The organism is Muricomes intestini (assembly GCF_004346165.1).
GTDB lineage: Bacteria > Bacillota > Clostridia > Lachnospirales > Lachnospiraceae > Muricomes > Muricomes intestini.
Genome location: NZ_SLZZ01000018.1, coordinates 1 through 15,029, shown reverse-complemented (window position 1 = coordinate 15,029; position 15,029 = coordinate 1). Strand labels below are relative to the sequence as shown.

Annotated in this window: 15 protein-coding genes and 2 tRNA genes; 12 read left to right on the top strand and 5 right to left on the bottom strand. The window is 44.2% G+C overall.

From position 1 onward, the window contains the following. Nucleotides 1-295 precede the first annotated feature (295 nt). The gene (locus tag EDD59_RS12240) at nt 296-1,282 is read left to right on the top strand and encodes an ornithine cyclodeaminase family protein (RefSeq protein WP_132382273.1); all 987 of its coding nucleotides are present in this window, start codon (nt 296-298) and stop codon (nt 1,280-1,282) included. A 6-nt stretch (nt 1,283-1,288) separates the two neighbouring features. On the opposite strand, the gene sufU is transcribed toward EDD59_RS12240, so the two are convergent. From sufU to sufC, 5 genes are read right to left on the bottom strand one after another with little or no spacing between them, the layout of a single operon-like run. Then, nucleotides 1,289-1,717, bottom strand: a complete 429-nt coding sequence (gene sufU, locus EDD59_RS12235; protein WP_132382270.1) for a Fe-S cluster assembly sulfur transfer protein SufU — start codon at nt 1,715-1,717, stop codon at nt 1,289-1,291. Further along, a complete protein-coding gene (locus EDD59_RS12230; RefSeq protein WP_132382267.1) occupies nt 1,707-2,933 on the bottom strand; it encodes a cysteine desulfurase in 1,227 nt (408 codons plus the stop codon). Before EDD59_RS12230 ends, sufU begins: the two co-directional genes overlap by 11 nt. After that, nucleotides 2,920-4,008 carry a SufB/SufD family protein gene (locus tag EDD59_RS12225; protein WP_132382265.1) on the bottom strand — a complete coding sequence of 363 codons (1,089 nt, stop codon included), beginning with the start codon at nt 4,006-4,008 and terminating at the stop codon, nt 2,920-2,922. The genes EDD59_RS12230 and EDD59_RS12225 overlap by 14 nt, the downstream gene beginning before the upstream one ends. 16 nt (nt 4,009-4,024) lie before the next feature. Further along, complete coding sequence (sufB, locus tag EDD59_RS12220; RefSeq protein ID WP_132382263.1) at nt 4,025-5,443, bottom strand: Fe-S cluster assembly protein SufB; 1,419 nt, start codon at nt 5,441-5,443, stop codon at nt 4,025-4,027. Further along, nucleotides 5,430-6,194: a Fe-S cluster assembly ATPase SufC gene (sufC, locus tag EDD59_RS12215; protein WP_132382261.1), complete on the bottom strand. Its 765-nt coding sequence runs from the start codon at nt 6,192-6,194 to the stop codon at nt 5,430-5,432. Before sufC ends, sufB begins: the two co-directional genes overlap by 14 nt. A 294-nt stretch (nt 6,195-6,488) precedes the next feature. On the opposite strand from sufC, the gene EDD59_RS12210 reads away from it, so the two are divergent. From EDD59_RS12210 to EDD59_RS12160, 11 genes are all read left to right on the top strand, one after another. Beyond that, nucleotides 6,489-7,328: a metal-dependent transcriptional regulator gene (locus EDD59_RS12210; protein ID WP_132382258.1), complete on the top strand. Its 840-nt coding sequence runs from the start codon at nt 6,489-6,491 to the stop codon at nt 7,326-7,328. 18 nt (nt 7,329-7,346) lie between these two features. After that, entirely contained in the window at nt 7,347-8,183 is an 837-nt protein-coding gene (locus EDD59_RS12205; RefSeq protein ID WP_132382256.1) for a hypothetical protein, read from the top strand. 103 nt (nt 8,184-8,286) lie between these two features. Beyond that, nucleotides 8,287-9,540, top strand: a complete 1,254-nt coding sequence (locus EDD59_RS12200; RefSeq protein WP_132382254.1) for an MFS transporter — start codon at nt 8,287-8,289, stop codon at nt 9,538-9,540. Nucleotides 9,541-10,060: 520 nt separating this feature from the next. Then, entirely contained in the window at nt 10,061-11,164 is a 1,104-nt protein-coding gene (locus EDD59_RS12190; protein ID WP_132382252.1) for a DUF3810 domain-containing protein, read from the top strand. A 129-nt stretch (nt 11,165-11,293) separates the two neighbouring features. Next, a tRNA-Glu gene (locus EDD59_RS12185) sits at nt 11,294-11,365 on the top strand. A gap of 6 nt (nt 11,366-11,371) precedes the next feature. Then, nucleotides 11,372-11,442 (top strand) — tRNA-Cys (locus tag EDD59_RS12180). A 78-nt stretch (nt 11,443-11,520) separates the two neighbouring features. After that, nucleotides 11,521-11,892: a hypothetical protein gene (locus EDD59_RS12175; protein ID WP_165920934.1), complete on the top strand. Its 372-nt coding sequence runs from the start codon at nt 11,521-11,523 to the stop codon at nt 11,890-11,892. Between the two features lie 156 nt (nt 11,893-12,048). Further along, nucleotides 12,049-12,348: a hypothetical protein gene (locus EDD59_RS12170; RefSeq protein ID WP_132382248.1), complete on the top strand. Its 300-nt coding sequence runs from the start codon at nt 12,049-12,051 to the stop codon at nt 12,346-12,348. Between the two features lie 122 nt (nt 12,349-12,470). Then, a complete protein-coding gene (locus tag EDD59_RS17835; RefSeq protein ID WP_165920933.1) occupies nt 12,471-12,617 on the top strand; it encodes a hypothetical protein in 147 nt (48 codons plus the stop codon). A 160-nt stretch (nt 12,618-12,777) separates the two neighbouring features. Next, nucleotides 12,778-13,776 (top strand): Gfo/Idh/MocA family protein, encoded by a 999-nt coding sequence (locus EDD59_RS12165; RefSeq protein ID WP_132382246.1) that lies wholly within the window; start codon nt 12,778-12,780, stop codon nt 13,774-13,776. A gap of 2 nt (nt 13,777-13,778) precedes the next feature. Further along, nucleotides 13,779-14,765: a VOC family protein gene (locus EDD59_RS12160; RefSeq protein ID WP_132382244.1), complete on the top strand. Its 987-nt coding sequence runs from the start codon at nt 13,779-13,781 to the stop codon at nt 14,763-14,765. Nucleotides 14,766-15,029 lie beyond the last annotated feature (264 nt).

The following is a 15,029-nucleotide window of genomic DNA, read 5'->3' as shown; positions in this document are numbered from 1 at the left end:
TTGCAGTACAATTTATATTATAGCACTGATAAAAAAACCAGCAACTGAAAAAGTGTTGTATAACTGAAAGTTTATGAAAAAGTGTTGTATAACTGAAAGTTATAAGGCCTTACAAATTAACAATTATGGATATCCTATGGGAATCAGTATAGTTAATATAAAGAAATGCCCCTGGCACTTTTGATTAGTTATGAAACTAAAACATATCAAAGCTAGTTGACATTATATCAAAAAAAATATATGGTAGTCCTCAAAGGTAATACCGAATAATGAAGAATGAAAAAGGAGGATAATCATGCTATTACTTTCAAAAGACGATATTAAAAAAGTTTTTTCAATGAAGGATGCGATTGAAGCAGACAAAAAGGCATTTCAGCTTATAGTGGAAGAAAAATGTGAGGCACCGCTCAGAACAAATATACCGGCACCAAAACATGAGGGCAATTTTTTATTTATGCCGGCATACGTGGAAGATATAGATAGTGCTTCTCTGAAGATTATAAATATTTTTCCTCATAACATTAACAAAGGGCTTCCTTCTTCCCCGGCACAGTTATTTCTAATTGATGGGAAGACCGGAGTTGTAATATCCGCATTGGACGGAACCTATGTAACTCAGCTCCGCACAGGGGCAGCATCGGGAGTGGCATTTGACGTATTGGCAAAGAAAGAATGCAGAATCGGTGCTTTGATCGGCACCGGCGGACAGGGTGCGGCGCAGTTGGAAGCAATGCTTGTGGCACGGAAACTGGAGGAAGTCAGAGTCTTTGACCTGAACTATGAGCGTACAAAAGATTTTGCGGACAGGATGCAGGAGGAGATGAAGGAATACGGAGCAAAGATTATTGCTGCAAAATCTTCCAATGAAGCAATCGATAATGCAGATCTTCTGATTACGGTTACCCCATCTTCTAAACCTGTATTTGACGGAACAAAGATTAAGGCTGGAGCGACCCTCAGCTGTGTCGGTGCCTATCAGCATCACATGCAGGAGATGGACCCGGCAATTCTTCCCCGTGCATCCAAGATTTACTTTGACTCCGAGGAAGCGGTATTGTCTGAATCCGGCGATATCTTGATTCCACTGGAGCAGGGAATCATTTCAAAAGCTGACTTTACCGGAGATCTGGGAAATGTGATGAAGGGCGAGTTGGCAGGACGTGAGAATGATGATGAGATTATTGTATTTGAGACAGTAGGTGTAGCAACACAGGATCTGGTTGCTGCCAGGTCAATCTATGACAAAGCTTTGGCGGCAGGCATCGGGCTGGAGTGGAACTAAAAAGCACTAGTTTTCCTCCAGTGCTTCTTCTAATGTATGCCATGCCAATACAGCGCACTTTACTCTGGCGGGCATATGTGATACGCCCTGCAGAGCGGCTGCATCCTCCAGTTCTTTAATCTGTTCTTCATCCGTAATCTCGCCTTTGATCATCCTGAAAAACAACTTCATCAGTTTTTTTGCTTCTTCCACGGATTTTCCTTTGACCAAGTCGACCATGATGGAGGCCGAGGCCTGGGAGATAGCGCAGCCGTCCCCCACGAAACCCGCATCTTCTATGATTCCATCCTTAACCCTCAGCTCCAGGACTATATCGTCACCGCAGCTTGGATTGACACCTTCCAGGCTGATGGTTTTATCTTCCACAGGGTGACGGTTCCACTGGGCCCGGCTGTTTTCTACTATAATCTGATTATATAAATCTTTAATTTCCAAGTCCCATGTACCTCCTCACATTTCTTATTCCGGAAATCAGCATATCCACATCTTCTCTTGTATTGTAAATTGCAAAGCTTGCCCGGCAGCAGGCTGTGATTTTTAAATAATCCATTAAAGGCTGTGCACAGTGATGGCCGGCACGGACGGCAACCCCCTCTGCATCCAAAATAGAGGCGGTGTCATGTGGGTGGACGTCATTTATATTGAAAGAAATCACTCCGTGGCGGTACTGTGCAGAAGCTTCCCCGTAGATAGTTACATAGGGGATTTCCTTCAGCTTTCCGATTGCATATTCCATCAGATCACGCTCATGCGCCATAATCTCATCATAGCCGATGGAATTGATATATTGGATGGCCGCTTCCAGTCCGACTTCTCCGCCCACATTTCTGGTTCCGGCTTCAAATTTCCGGGGGATTTCACCGTAAGTGACACTCTGCTCATGGACACTTTGAATCATGTCACCGCCGCTTAAAAACGGAGGCATTTTTTCCAGTAGCTCCTTTTTGCCGTATAAGACACCAACACCCATGGGGCCGTAGAGTTTATGGCTTGAGAATGCAGCAAAATCTACATCCAGTTTCTTTACGTCAACGGGCATATGAGGAACACTCTGTGCACAGTCCAAAACCACAACGGCTCCGGCTTTCCTTGCCTGGGACACAATCTTTTCAACAGGTGCCCTAAGGCCCAGTACATTGGAAACCTCAGCGATGGCAACAAGACGGGTTTTGGAGCCTATTTTCTTTTCTATCTCTTCATCGGTTAGGTGCCCCGATTCATCGGGGTATAGAAACTTAAGCACCGCGCCTTTTGCCTTTGCGACTCTCTGCCAGGGCACAAGATTGCTGTGATGTTCTGCAACGGACAGGGCAATTTCATCCCCTTCCTTTATAAATTCTAATCCATAGCTGTAAGCCACCAGATTGAGGGATTCTGTCGTGTTTTGGGTGAAAATAATTTCTTCCGGTTCTGTGTGGAGAAATTCTGCAACAGATTTTCTTGCATTTTCATGGGCCTTAGTTGCCCTTGCGCCCAGTTCGTAAACGCCTCTGTGGGGATTTGCGTTGTCTTTTTCATAATAGGAAATGGTTGCATCAAGTACCTGGCGGGGATGTTGAGTTGTGGCCGCATTATCCAGATACACCAGACGTTTTCCATTTTCCTGCATAAGCAGAGCAGGGAAATCCTGAATTATTTTATTTTGTATCATTATCCTTCAACCGCCTTTCAATTTGTGAGGAAAGTACTTCTCTTAGCTTTTCATCCGGAATCTGCCCCAGCACAGGGGCAAACCGGCCCTCTACAAGCAGGAGTCTCGCTTGGAGGGATGTCAGGCCTCTTGAACACAGGTAATAAATCTGGGATTCATCCAGACGTCCTATTGTGGCTGCATGCTGCCCCTCCACCTGTTCCTCACCACAGAGTATCAGAGGTACCGTGCGGTTTCTCACTTTTTTCCCAAGCATTAGAACCTCTTCGGTCTCATGACCTGCGGAATATGCAGCTCCCCGCTTAAAATCAATGGTTCCCCGGAGAGTTTTGCTGCTTTCTCCAGCCAGGACTCCTGCAGTATACATATCACACTGCGTATTTTTCCCCCAATGCTCTGACGTATCATTGAAATCAAAAACTTGTGTCTGATCTCCGAAGTAAGCTGTATTTAGGAGATAACTGCTTTCCTTGCCTTTCAAGAGAGTTTTTGTACCTAAAGCCACTTTATCTCCCCCCAGAACGGCACGGATAACTTCCACCCTGGCACCGTCCTCTGCATGGATAGCCACGCCGTTCCAGCTGCTGCAGAAACGATTTAAGTCCTGCACCTGAATCAGTTTGACCAGGGAACCTTTTTCTGCGTAAATTCTGGTAAGCTCCGCCGTAAATCCCGAACCACCTTCCGCTGCACTTGCCTCCTGCAGGAGAGTGATACTGCTCTCTTCCTCCGCGTAAATACCATAATCCCCGATAATTGCCGTATGAAGGCCAGGGATAGAGGACTTCAGTCTTATGACCTGTTCCGTTTTTCCCCTTACTCCTAGAAAGCAGGTAACATTGGCATCTTCTATTACGTAATCGTCATAGGCTTTTCCTATTCCACTTTCCATTTCATTTTTCCCTTTTGGAAAAGTTTCTATTCTTTCAACTCCGGAAGGCAAAAGGGAAACCGAAAGTCTTTCTTCGGAAGGCTTCTCTTTTGGAGCTTCGGGGAGAGAAAATTCTTTTCCTGCCCAGTTTACGCCCAGGTGATTCCAGGTGAGTACAGGCAGAACATTGATTTTATCTTGCATATTGGCACGCCTCCTTTTAACCTATGCTGCCTTTCATTTCCAGGTGGATCAAATTGTTCATTTCCACTGCGTATTCCAGTGGAAGTTCTTTTGCCACAGGCTCAGCAAAACCGCCTACGATAAATGCTCTGGCATCCTCTTCTGAGATTCCGCGGCTCATTAGATAGAATATTGCCTGCTCGCTGATGCGGCCGATTTTAGCTTCATGCCCCACATCCGCTTCATCACATTGAATATCCATGGCAGGGATAGTATCGGATCTGGACTGGTCATCCAGCATCAAAGATTCACATGACACGGACGATTTGCTGCCCACAGCGTCGGGAGTTACTTTCACCGAGCTTCTAAATGTGGAAATCCCGCCATCCCTTGATATGGACTTTGTAGATATATGAGAAGTCGTATGGGGAGCCGCATGAACCACTTTTGCACCCGTATCCAGATTCTGTCCGCCGCCGGCAAAAGTGATTCCTGTGAATTCCATGCGGCTTCTTTCTCCCTGCAAAATGCTCATAGGATAGAGATAGGAGATATGAGAGCCGAAGGAACCTGATACCCACTCGATGGTACCGTCCTTTTCCACTCTGGCACGTTTTGTATTTAAGTTGTACATATTTTTTGACCAGTTTTCAATGGTGGAATACCTAAGCCTTGCACCTTCTCCGACAAACAGCTCTACACAGCCTGCGTGAAGATTGTTTACACTGTACTTCGGCGCTGAACAGCCTTCAATAAAATGCAGGTATGCACCCTTGTCTACTATAATAAGAGTGTGCTCAAATTGACCGGCACCCGGGGCGTTCAGCCTGAAGTAAGACTGAAGGGGAATTTCAACCGATACACCGGGGGGAACATAGACAAAAGAGCCGCCCGACCAGACCGCCCCATGAAGAGCCGCGAACTTATGGTCTGAAGGGGGAACCAATTTCATAAAATGTTTCCGCACCATTTTTTCGTAGGGGCCTGTCAGGGCGCTTTCCATATCGGTGTAGACCACACCCTGAGAGGCAGCTATGGCAGATATATTGTGATACACAACTTCAGAATCATACTGGGCACCTACACCCGCCAGAGATTTACGTTCCGCCTGAGGTATTCCCAGCCTTTCAAAAGTGTTTTTTATATCATCAGGAACTTCCGACCATTTTCCGCGCATAGTGGTGTCAGGACGGACATAGGTCACAATATTTTCCATATGAAGGTCATCCAGAGACGGTCCCCAGTTGGGAGCAGAGATACTGTTGTAAATCTGAAGTGACTTCATACGGAAGGTACGCATCCACGGCGGATCGTTTTTCTCATCTGAGATCTGATTTACAATCTCTTCTGTGAGGCCTGACTGAACTTCGAAGGACGGATGGACTTTGTCTTTTACATCATAAATACTTCTGTCGGCCTCCTCTACATTTGTTTTTTCTGACTTAAAGGCTCTCATGTCCATCAGCCCCTTTCTCTATGCTGTTGAAACCACTCCTAATAATTTCTGAAGACAATTCTCTGCCGCCTGTTTTTACAATATGTCCTCCTTCCAGAACATGGACATAGTCGATATCAAGCCCCTCCAGAATTTTTGCACTGTGCGTAATAATCAAAACCGCATTTTTCTGATTGTGATAAGCACTGATTCCTTTGGAAACTGTCCTTACAGCGTCCACATCCAGACCGGAGTCTGTTTCATCCAGGAGAGCCAGACGGGGCTGAAGCATCAAAAGCTGCAGAATCTCGGCTTTCTTTTTTTCACCGCCGGAAAAGCCTACGTTCAGATAACGCTCTGCATATGTGGGATCCATGTCAAGAGCTTCCATCTGTGCTTTCAATTCTTTACGGAAAGCCAGTATTTTTGGAGGGCGTCCTTCCACAGCACCTTTCGCTGTCCTCAAAAAGTTCTCCAGAGTTATTCCGGGAATTTCTTCCGGGGTTTGAAATGACAGGAAAATTCCGCTTCTGGCTCTTACATCAGTTTTTTCATCAGTGATATCCTTATCTTTAAACAAAATCTTTCCCTTTGTAATTTCATATCTTGGGTCTCCCATAATAGAAGATACCAGTGTGGACTTTCCTGTTCCATTGGGCCCCATTAAGACATGAATTTCACCTTTGTTTATTTTTAAATTAACACCGTCAAGAATTACATGGTCTTCCACCGAAACACCCAGGTCCTCAATTTCAAGCAATGTACTGCCCATATAAAAAGCCTCCTTCCAAATGGCTGAATTATACTAATATTTCTCTAATTAGCGCCGTCTAACATTCTTACGCTAAAATACTACACCATTTTACTAGGAATTGCAAGTACTAACTTTATTTTAAATTAAAAGCTGATATCTGTACAAACGGAAGTAATTCGGATATAATAAAGTAAAACAGTAAAAATGTGATATATAAAGGGGATACGGAATAAATAATAATTTGAAAATCACATGAATTAAAGGAGCTGCCCCGGCATACTGGTACATAATATTGCAAAGGATAATGGATTCATGAAAAGAGAGTACGAAGAGGAGAGGACCATGGGAGGAATTGGCACGAATGTACCCGTGAACATGGAGGAGAAAGAAGAGGATTTTCTGGAATGTATGTATTTGTGGTGGAGAGCGGGAAGGCCACTTTTGCTGGTTGACTTGGCGGTGGAAATGAAGACATGCAAAAGGGAGCTGAATAGTCTTGCAAAGCGAATGTTTAAGCATGGGTATCTGGAAGAACCGGCAGTAAACGGCGAGCTTTTTTTGACAGACTTCGGTAAAAGCCAGGGAATGGAATGTACGGTCAGACATCAGAAATTAATGCAGTTTTTCCAGATGGTCAGCGGCATGGGTCAGGAGGAAGCAACACAGGATGCCTGCCGCATGGAACACGTGATTAGCAGGAAAGGGATGGACGGAATCAGCAATTTCCTGAAATATGGCGACACCTATGACAGAAGCTTCGGGCACACAGACTTGTCTGCTACCTATGAAGACGGTATTTATGATGCCCTCATGGCTATTTATGAGCCGGAAAAGAGGAATCCTCGATTTTTGGCAAAAGAATTTGAAAAGTTCAAGGCAGTGACAGTATTGAAGGTTAAAGAAGGGAGCAGTTCTTTTTTTCTGCAGTTAAAGCAGGGGCAGGACGCAGGGGCATTGTGGTATAAAAAGAACGGAAAATGGATTTTGGCCGCGCGGAAAAAGGACTGTTTTAAGCTGCCTACGGACATTTTCGTTTACACAATCAGTGCTGCAGTGCCGGTTGCAGAAGGAAAAGCAATGATTGCATTTACGGAGAATGAAACCTGGCCGCTTATGGCAGACAGCAGAGAATTGAATATTCATCTTTGGTAGCAGGAGGGAGAAAGGAATATGGAACAAGGAGATAATTTGAAAAGAAAGAGCCGGCCCTCCGTATTGCAGCTGCAATATATGATAGAACTTGAGAGGCTTGGAAATGTACATGGGTTCCAGACGATGATTGCAGAGAAATGTGGAGTCACTCAGGTAGCAGTCAATAAATATCTGAAAATTGCTACAGAGAAAGGGTATCTGACAGAAGGCTATAGATTCACGGAATATGGACATGTGTGGCTGGACAGATACAAAAAGCTGCTTGGGAGACTGGAAGAATATCTGAAGAATATTGGAGTACCGGAATCCGATTTGAAAGAAGCAGTTAGGTCTATGGTTGAAAATACAGAGCGGTATGTTCTGGAAGCGATTCTCCAAAATTATGAGCATCAGATGCCGGCGCTGCCTGGTAAGAAGAGCGGGCCTGAAAGTGATGTAAAAAAAACTGTGCGACAGTACACAAAGCACCGGGTTCAGTATATATTTTACCGGGCAGATGGGAACGGGAAGAAAACACCCATCTCCATGGCAAACGAGGCATTTGAGGAAACTGCCTATGTTGTGCAGGAGAAACAGAACGAATATCTGGAGTTGTACATCCGTGAAAGGACAACGAATCGGCGCACACGCGGAGAAGCTGTAGAAGTAATCCCGATGTCTTTGAAATATGAGAAGCAGGGTGTTCTTGAAATAGCGGAGAAGCAAGGCGGAAAGTTGAGAATTCCACTGTCTGCCTGCCAAATTCATCACGGACGGGATGGTGAGCTAAAAGGAACGACAACAGTGAATATAATTTGTAGTGATGGCAAGGCACACGTGACGGAAAGCACAGAGCTGCTTATGTTCTGGCTGTAACCGCATTGAGTGATTATCAAAAGCGCTCTGATAATCCTAGAAATCTCCCGTGTTTTATATTATAATGAGCAGTAATGAAAAGAGACAATTAAGGAGTATCAATATGACAATATTATTGCTTATTATTTATGTGGCATTTATCAGCCTGGGCCTGCCGGATTCTTTACTTGGTGCGGCCTGGCCCAGTATGTATAGAGAGCTTGGAGCATCTGTATCTTGGGCAGGAGCTATTACGATGATTATTGCGGTGGGGACAATTGTCTCCAGCCTGGCCAGTGACTATATGACCCGCAAGCTGGGGGCGGGAAAAGTAACGGCAATCAGTGTGGGCATGACAGCGGTGGCTTTGTTTGGGTTTTCTGTCAGCCATTCCTTCTGGGTTTTGTGCCTGTGGGCTCTTCCCTATGGACTTGGGGCCGGAAGCGTGGATGCTGCGCTGAATAATTTTGTTGCCCTCCATTATCCGGCACGGCATATGAGCTGGCTGCATTGTATGTGGGGTGTGGGAGCCAGCATTGGGCCGGTGATTATGGGCTGGGCCGTCTCAGGAGGCTTAAAGTGGAACGGCGGATACCGCACTATATCGATTTTCCAGATGAGTCTGACAGCAATTCTGTTTTTGTCATTGCCGCTGTGGCGAAAAAAACGGGGAGAGTACGTTCCGGGTCCGAAGATTGAATTAAATCAGGCAGGGGAAGCAGACAAAGTGGAAACTCCAGAGGCCGAACCGAACTCTCCAAAAGAGCACCCGCGGCATCAGTATACATTTGGGCAGATTTTGAAGGTGCGAGGTGTAAAAGAAGCCTTGACCTGTTTTTTTTGCTATTGTGCTCTGGAAAGTACGGCGGGACTGTGGGCTGCAAGCTACTGTACTTTGTACAGAGGAATCACTCCTGAGCGGGCGGCCGGCTGGGCCAGCTTGTTCTATTTGGGAATAACGGCAGGAAGATTTGTCTGTGGATTTATTACTTTGAAGGTCAATGACCGGAATATGGTTCGCTTGGGGCAGGCTGTGGCGGCAATAGGAATCCTCTGTGTACTACTGCCTCTTGGAAATGGTGTCCTGGTTACGGGGCTGATTTTGATAGGCTGTGGCTGTGCACCTGTTTTTCCCTCTATCATACATGAAACACCGGACAATTTTGGTGCAGACTTAAGTCAGTCAATTATCGGGATGCAGATGGCGGCAGCTTATGCGGGAACCTGCCTGATTCCTCCACTGTTTGGCCTGGTGGCTCAGTATGTGAACATAGGGCTGTATCCACTTTTTATGGCAGCTACACTTGTTTTGATGATTATAATGTCGGAAAAATTACATACAGTTGTTGAGAACGAAGCGTTGTGTGAAGAATCATAGGGCTTAAGTTTACGGGTTGAAGTCAAAGACCCTGCAGCAAGCTGACGGGGCATCAAACTTGCAGCGCAGCAGGCTGCGGAGTCTTTGACCTTCGCGGCAGCCGCCAGTGCGGCTTTGCATCTACTGAGGAAGGAAATAAACTGACAGAAGAAGAGCAGTGGGCCAAATTGAAGCTGGCGAAAGATATTGCACAAGAAGTCTGGGGATAGCCGGAATGTATTACAATGGAAATGCATGAAAAAGCTGGAAGATACTACAAATCCATCGCTTTTTTCATGCGTTTTTGCTATAATAAATTAATTACGATATCCGGTTTTTTAGATAGGCAACATCGCTTTGCAGACAGGACACGGACTGCACCAATAGAGTTATTGTATTGTGGCCGGTCTTGATAGTGTTTACCGTGTTTTCCACAGATTGAAGACGACGCTTTAACTTATGATACTGTATATTAGACTTTTGCTGTACAATATCAACTTCGTTTAAGATTTGTTTACAAAGGGTGATGGGTGAATAAAAGATGAACAGAAGCAAACATAGAAAATTGAGTACAACAGAAAAGCATCTCCTCGCAGGCGGAGCCCTTCTGGCAGCAGGGGCAGCGCTTACCACAGCGTCAGGGCAAGTGCCGGGAATGGCCGAGTGGTATTCCATACATATTTATCCTCTTATTGTTGGAACAGTAGGACGTTTTCCAGGGTTATTTTCTTTCTCTTTGTCAGAACTTGCACTTTATGGACTCATTGTCTTGCTGGCTGGCTCATTTATTCATGCTGCCGCCGGCGCCGCAAGGAAAAAGCAAGGAGGGGCAGTCATCCTTCAATGGGCTTCCAGTCTCTTTTTGACAGCATCCGTACTAGTACTTCTGTACGTTTTGAATTGTGGAATTAATTACCGGCGAGTTTCATTTTCGGAGAAATTAGATATACAGACAGTGGAGTATACAGCAGAGGATTTAGAACAGACATGTGAGTGGCTGACAGAAGAGATAAATGCCAGGGCAGGTCTGGTAAGCCGAGATGAGACGGGGACTATGAGATTGTCAGACGAAGAGGGAAAGGCAGCAGTTTCAGCGATGAAACAGCTGGGTGAGCAGTATCCCCCATTGTCAGGATATTATCCTCAGCCCAAAGGCCTGTTGGTGTCGGAGATTTTGTCTTGGCAGGGGATTACGGGTATATATTCCCCTTTTACGGTCGAAGCGAACTACAATGAGGATATGGCGGCATACAACATTCCATTTACAGCTTGTCATGAACTGTCACATCTGCGTGGATTCATGCAGGAAGAAGAGGCCAATTTCATTGCATTTCTGGCATGCAAGGACGCGGCGGGGGAGGATTTCCAGTACAGTGGTTACCTGATGGGCTGGATATACAGCACAAATGCTTTGAAGCGGGTGAACTCAGGAGCAGCTGAGGAAGTACGCTCCAGGCTGGATCAGCGGGTAGAGGCAGACTTGAAAGCAAACAACCGCTTTTGGAACATATATGAGGGTACAGTAGCAGAAGTGTCGAACATGGTGAACGATACATACTTAAAAGTAAACGGGCAGTCAGATGGAGTACAGAGTTATGACAGAATGGTAGATTTGATTGTGTCATACCATCTCGGAGAAGACTGAATATTCTGAAAACCGGCCGCAAAAGGGTCTGACCCCTTTTTTGCGCAAAAAGGGTCTTGCATTCTAGCCTGCAGTGTGGTATTATTTAAAACGGTCACTGCGAAAACGGTGATCGTGATAATGATATATGGCTCCTTGGTCAAGCGGTTAAGACATCGCCCTTTCACGGCGGTAACACGGGTTCGATTCCCGTAGGAGTCATGATAAGGCGCAGTAGCCAAGTGGTAAGGCGTGGGTCTGCAACACCCTGATCACCGGTTCAAATCCGGTCTGTGCCTTTGTTATATTTTGAGAGAGTGCTGATTTTCCTGGGAATTCAGCACTTTTTTTGGCAGGAAGACATATATTATTAAAAAGTGTGTTACAGGTGTACTATGATTACAGAAAGCTATTCAATTTCTTTCTTGGGACTTGACCCCGAACATTATACAGCAGAAAGTATCTCCAATATCTGGGATATAGCTGCAAAGAAAATTTATGAAGAAACGGGTATTTACATTTCAGGGGGGATACATGATAGATATCTTGTTGATGAAGATGACGAGGGACCGAATGGCAGTATTGTTTTTATGGTTGAAAGTACAAGGATTCCACTTGGAACAATAACTAAAGAGGATTACTGGAATGCGTATAAATTGGTTGTTGAAGAGGCTAGGCAGAGATTGGGAAATCCCAGAATGAATCTCACAGTAGAAGAAATTGATATTACCTATTTTGACAAAATCTGACGTGAACCGAGTGGTAGAAAATACCACTTAATTAAAAAATGTACAAGCAGTGACATTCCTATCAGTCTGGGATTTGTTTTTTACCACAATGTGTCGAAAACCACAGGTATTTATAATTTTTTCTATGGAAGAAGGAGCAGCAATCTTAAAGAAGTTATGGATACTTATTACTCCATATTTCCAGAAGAGCGAAACAGTTTTTCTAAAGAGATAGAGGCTATGTATTTTGGAAATAATTTTTTCGAAAGAAATCTAGTGGCATTAGAACCCCTTATAAATGAGGACACAGCGATTACTTCTAAAAACATTTTAATGGTAAATGATATTATTACCAGCTGCTGTAAAAGTAAAATGGAGATGATTTGTCATAATCCTAATACTGACAGTGCAGAGTTAAAAAAGAAATTTCTAGAAATCCTGGTCTATATCTGTCAAATAAAAACCGATATTCTTTAATCCATTATTTACAAGAATAAACATAGAAACTTGGCTTTAATACCGAAGTAGCAACGAGTGTGCTTTTCAGACACATAAAACTGTCTATCTTGCCACATACTATCCCTGAGGTGATAACAAGCATGGATAAAAAACAACAGGAACAACAGAACAAACAAAAGAACCTGGATAAGTACAACAGTGTTACTGAAAAGGTGAAGCCTGAAAATCAGAACCAGGGACACAATGCAAGAAAAGAGGCTGTGGACGTGAATATCAGGCAGGTATGAGGCATCCGACGAGATTAGATGAATTTATTTCAGAATGGGAAAATTGCCTAAGCCGTGGAAGAAACTGCAAAAATGGAGAAATTACTAAATCTTGAAAGCGTTTTGTTGTGTAAATAGCTCATACGAAGACGCTTTTATAATATATGGATAGGAGACAAGTTTGAAACAAATAAAATGGGCAATTGCCGGAACAGGCTATATTGCTAATGAATTTGCAAAAGGGATGCAGGAGGTGGAAGATGCCGTGCTGGTGGCTGTTTCTTCAAGAAGCATCACAAGTGGCAAGGAATTTGCACAGAAATATGACTGTAATAGAGTTTACACAGATTTTCAGGAAATGCTTGAAAAGGAAAATATTGATGTGCTGTATATTGCAGTTCCGAATGACTGTCATTACTCTTACATTATGCCGGCACTTGACCGGGGAATTTCGGTATTAAGCGAGAAGCCTATGGTTGATAACCGGCTTCAGCTGGATGCAGTCTTAAAAAAGGCAGGAGAAAAGCATGTATTCTTGATGGAAGGAATGTGGACAAGATGCTTTCCGGCAGTTTTGGAGGCGAGAAGCTGGATTGAAAAGGGCAGAATAGGAAAGCCGTTGTCTGTCCATGCATCTTTTAATATCAAGCCTGATGTCAATGACTGGCAGCCGTGGAAAGGCGGCTTACAGCATGCTGCAGGTGCGCTCAGGGATGTGGGAATTTACGCCTTGGCTATGGTTTATATGGTGTTTCCTGAAGAACCTATAAATGTATATTCTACAATGAAATTCAATGGTGAGGTGGATGAAAGCTTTCATATGCTTCTGGAATATGAAGATGGAAAAGCAGCTTTTGCGGGCGGAGCGTTTAATCAAGTGAGTAACCCGGAGGCAGAAATCATAGGCGAAGAAGGAAGAATTATTATAGGATCTGAATTCTGGCATCCGACTATGGCAGCATTGATTATGAATGATGGTACAACCGAAAAATATATGGAGAATTACCCGGCAACCGGATTCCAGTTTGAAATCCGCCAGGTGCAGGAGTGCCTCAGGAAAAGAGAAACACAGTGTCCTTATTTCACATGGGAGGAGTCCGTAAAGATAGCAGATTTAATTGAAAATACCAGAAAAAACTGGGGTATTTTTTATAGGGCAGATATGGAAGGAGAAAAATAGACATGAAAGGTGCAATTAAGCAGGTTTGTATCCTGGTAGATGATTTGGATATGACAATGAAGAATTATTGGGAGAAATTCGGGATAGGGCCGTGGGATGTACGGCATTTTACGCCGGAAACAGTCAGAGACTTTTACGTGCGCGGCGAGCACATTACAGAGGGATTTGATTTTATTTGTGCTGTTACCTGGGAAGGGGATGTGGAATATGAATTGATTCAGCCCATAAAAGGCCCCAATATTTACTGGGAGCACCTGGAAAAATATGGGAGCGGGCTGCACCATTTTAAGCTTGTCATCTCCGATGACGAAGAACTGGCAGAGTTTGTCCGGGGGCTTGAGGCTAAAGGACTGAACGTAATACAGACCGGCTGGATTGACAATGATGTTCATTATTATGTAGATTCCCGGGAAGAGCTTGGACTTACACTTGAGCTCGGAAACGGCGGGAAGATCGGCGAGGCAGAGGAGGTTTACCCTGCCAAAGGAGCTAAGCGCCCCGTGTCTCATGTACAAAATATCAAACAGATTGCCCTTGTTGTAGATGACGTTGAAAAATATATGAGAAATTTTGCTTATTACCTTGGGATCGACGGATGGGATGTCAGGCATTTCACACCGGAAAAGCTGAAAGATTTTATGGTGAATGGAGAATCTGTCACAGGGGACTTTGATTTTATCTGCGCGGTGAAGTGGGCTGGAGATATAGAAATGGAGCTTATACAGCCTGTAAAAGGGCCTAATATTTACTGGGAATTCCTTGAAAAGAACGGTCCGGGTCTCCATCATGTCAAAGATGTATATCCGGACGAGGAGATTAAAAAGGAATGTGAGAGGCTGGGAGAGTATGGAATCCATGTGATGCAGACAGGATGGATTGACAGAGACAGCCATTATTATGTCAGCACTCAGAAATTTCTACACATGGTTCTGGAGATGGGAAATGGCGGAAAAATAGAAGCGCCGGATTATGTATTTCATGCGGAATAGAATATAATCAAGATAGTACACGACAGATTGAAAAGCATTCTGGTGATATGTCAAGACTAAATTGAAAAAGATTTTGCTATGTTTTTCTAAAAAAGGGTACACTTAATAAACATTCGAAAAAATAAGAGATTTTCGAACGTCAGTTCGATTCAATATTATATTCGGCGTTCAGTTGTTCGCCGGTGTACAGTTGGTTTTTGACCAGCAAACCAAAAACGAGTCGTACAAATTTACGAGATGTAAGCGCGAGTGCTCTCTTGTGCT

Excerpts from the sequence above, each read along its gene's own strand:
- EDD59_RS12240 (WP_132382273.1), top strand. The coding sequence starts at position 296 with ATGCTATTACTTTCAAAAGACGATATTAAAAAAGTTTTTTCAATGAAG.
- EDD59_RS12230 (WP_132382267.1), bottom strand. The coding sequence starts at position 2,933 with ATGATACAAAATAAAATAATTCAGGATTTCCCTGCTCTGCTTATGCAG.
- EDD59_RS12225 (WP_132382265.1), bottom strand. The coding sequence starts at position 4,008 with ATGCAAGATAAAATCAATGTTCTGCCTGTACTCACCTGGAATCACCTG.
- sufB (WP_132382263.1), bottom strand. The coding sequence starts at position 5,443 with ATGAGAGCCTTTAAGTCAGAAAAAACAAATGTAGAGGAGGCCGACAGA.
- sufC (WP_132382261.1), bottom strand. The coding sequence starts at position 6,194 with ATGGGCAGTACATTGCTTGAAATTGAGGACCTGGGTGTTTCGGTGGAA.
- EDD59_RS12210 (WP_132382258.1), top strand. The coding sequence starts at position 6,489 with ATGAAAAGAGAGTACGAAGAGGAGAGGACCATGGGAGGAATTGGCACG.
- EDD59_RS12205 (WP_132382256.1), top strand. The coding sequence starts at position 7,347 with ATGGAACAAGGAGATAATTTGAAAAGAAAGAGCCGGCCCTCCGTATTG.
- EDD59_RS12200 (WP_132382254.1), top strand. The coding sequence starts at position 8,287 with ATGACAATATTATTGCTTATTATTTATGTGGCATTTATCAGCCTGGGC.
- EDD59_RS12190 (WP_132382252.1), top strand. The coding sequence starts at position 10,061 with ATGAACAGAAGCAAACATAGAAAATTGAGTACAACAGAAAAGCATCTC.
- EDD59_RS12170 (WP_132382248.1), top strand. The coding sequence starts at position 12,049 with ATGGATACTTATTACTCCATATTTCCAGAAGAGCGAAACAGTTTTTCT.
- EDD59_RS17835 (WP_165920933.1), top strand. The coding sequence starts at position 12,471 with ATGGATAAAAAACAACAGGAACAACAGAACAAACAAAAGAACCTGGAT.
- EDD59_RS12160 (WP_132382244.1), top strand. The coding sequence starts at position 13,779 with ATGAAAGGTGCAATTAAGCAGGTTTGTATCCTGGTAGATGATTTGGAT.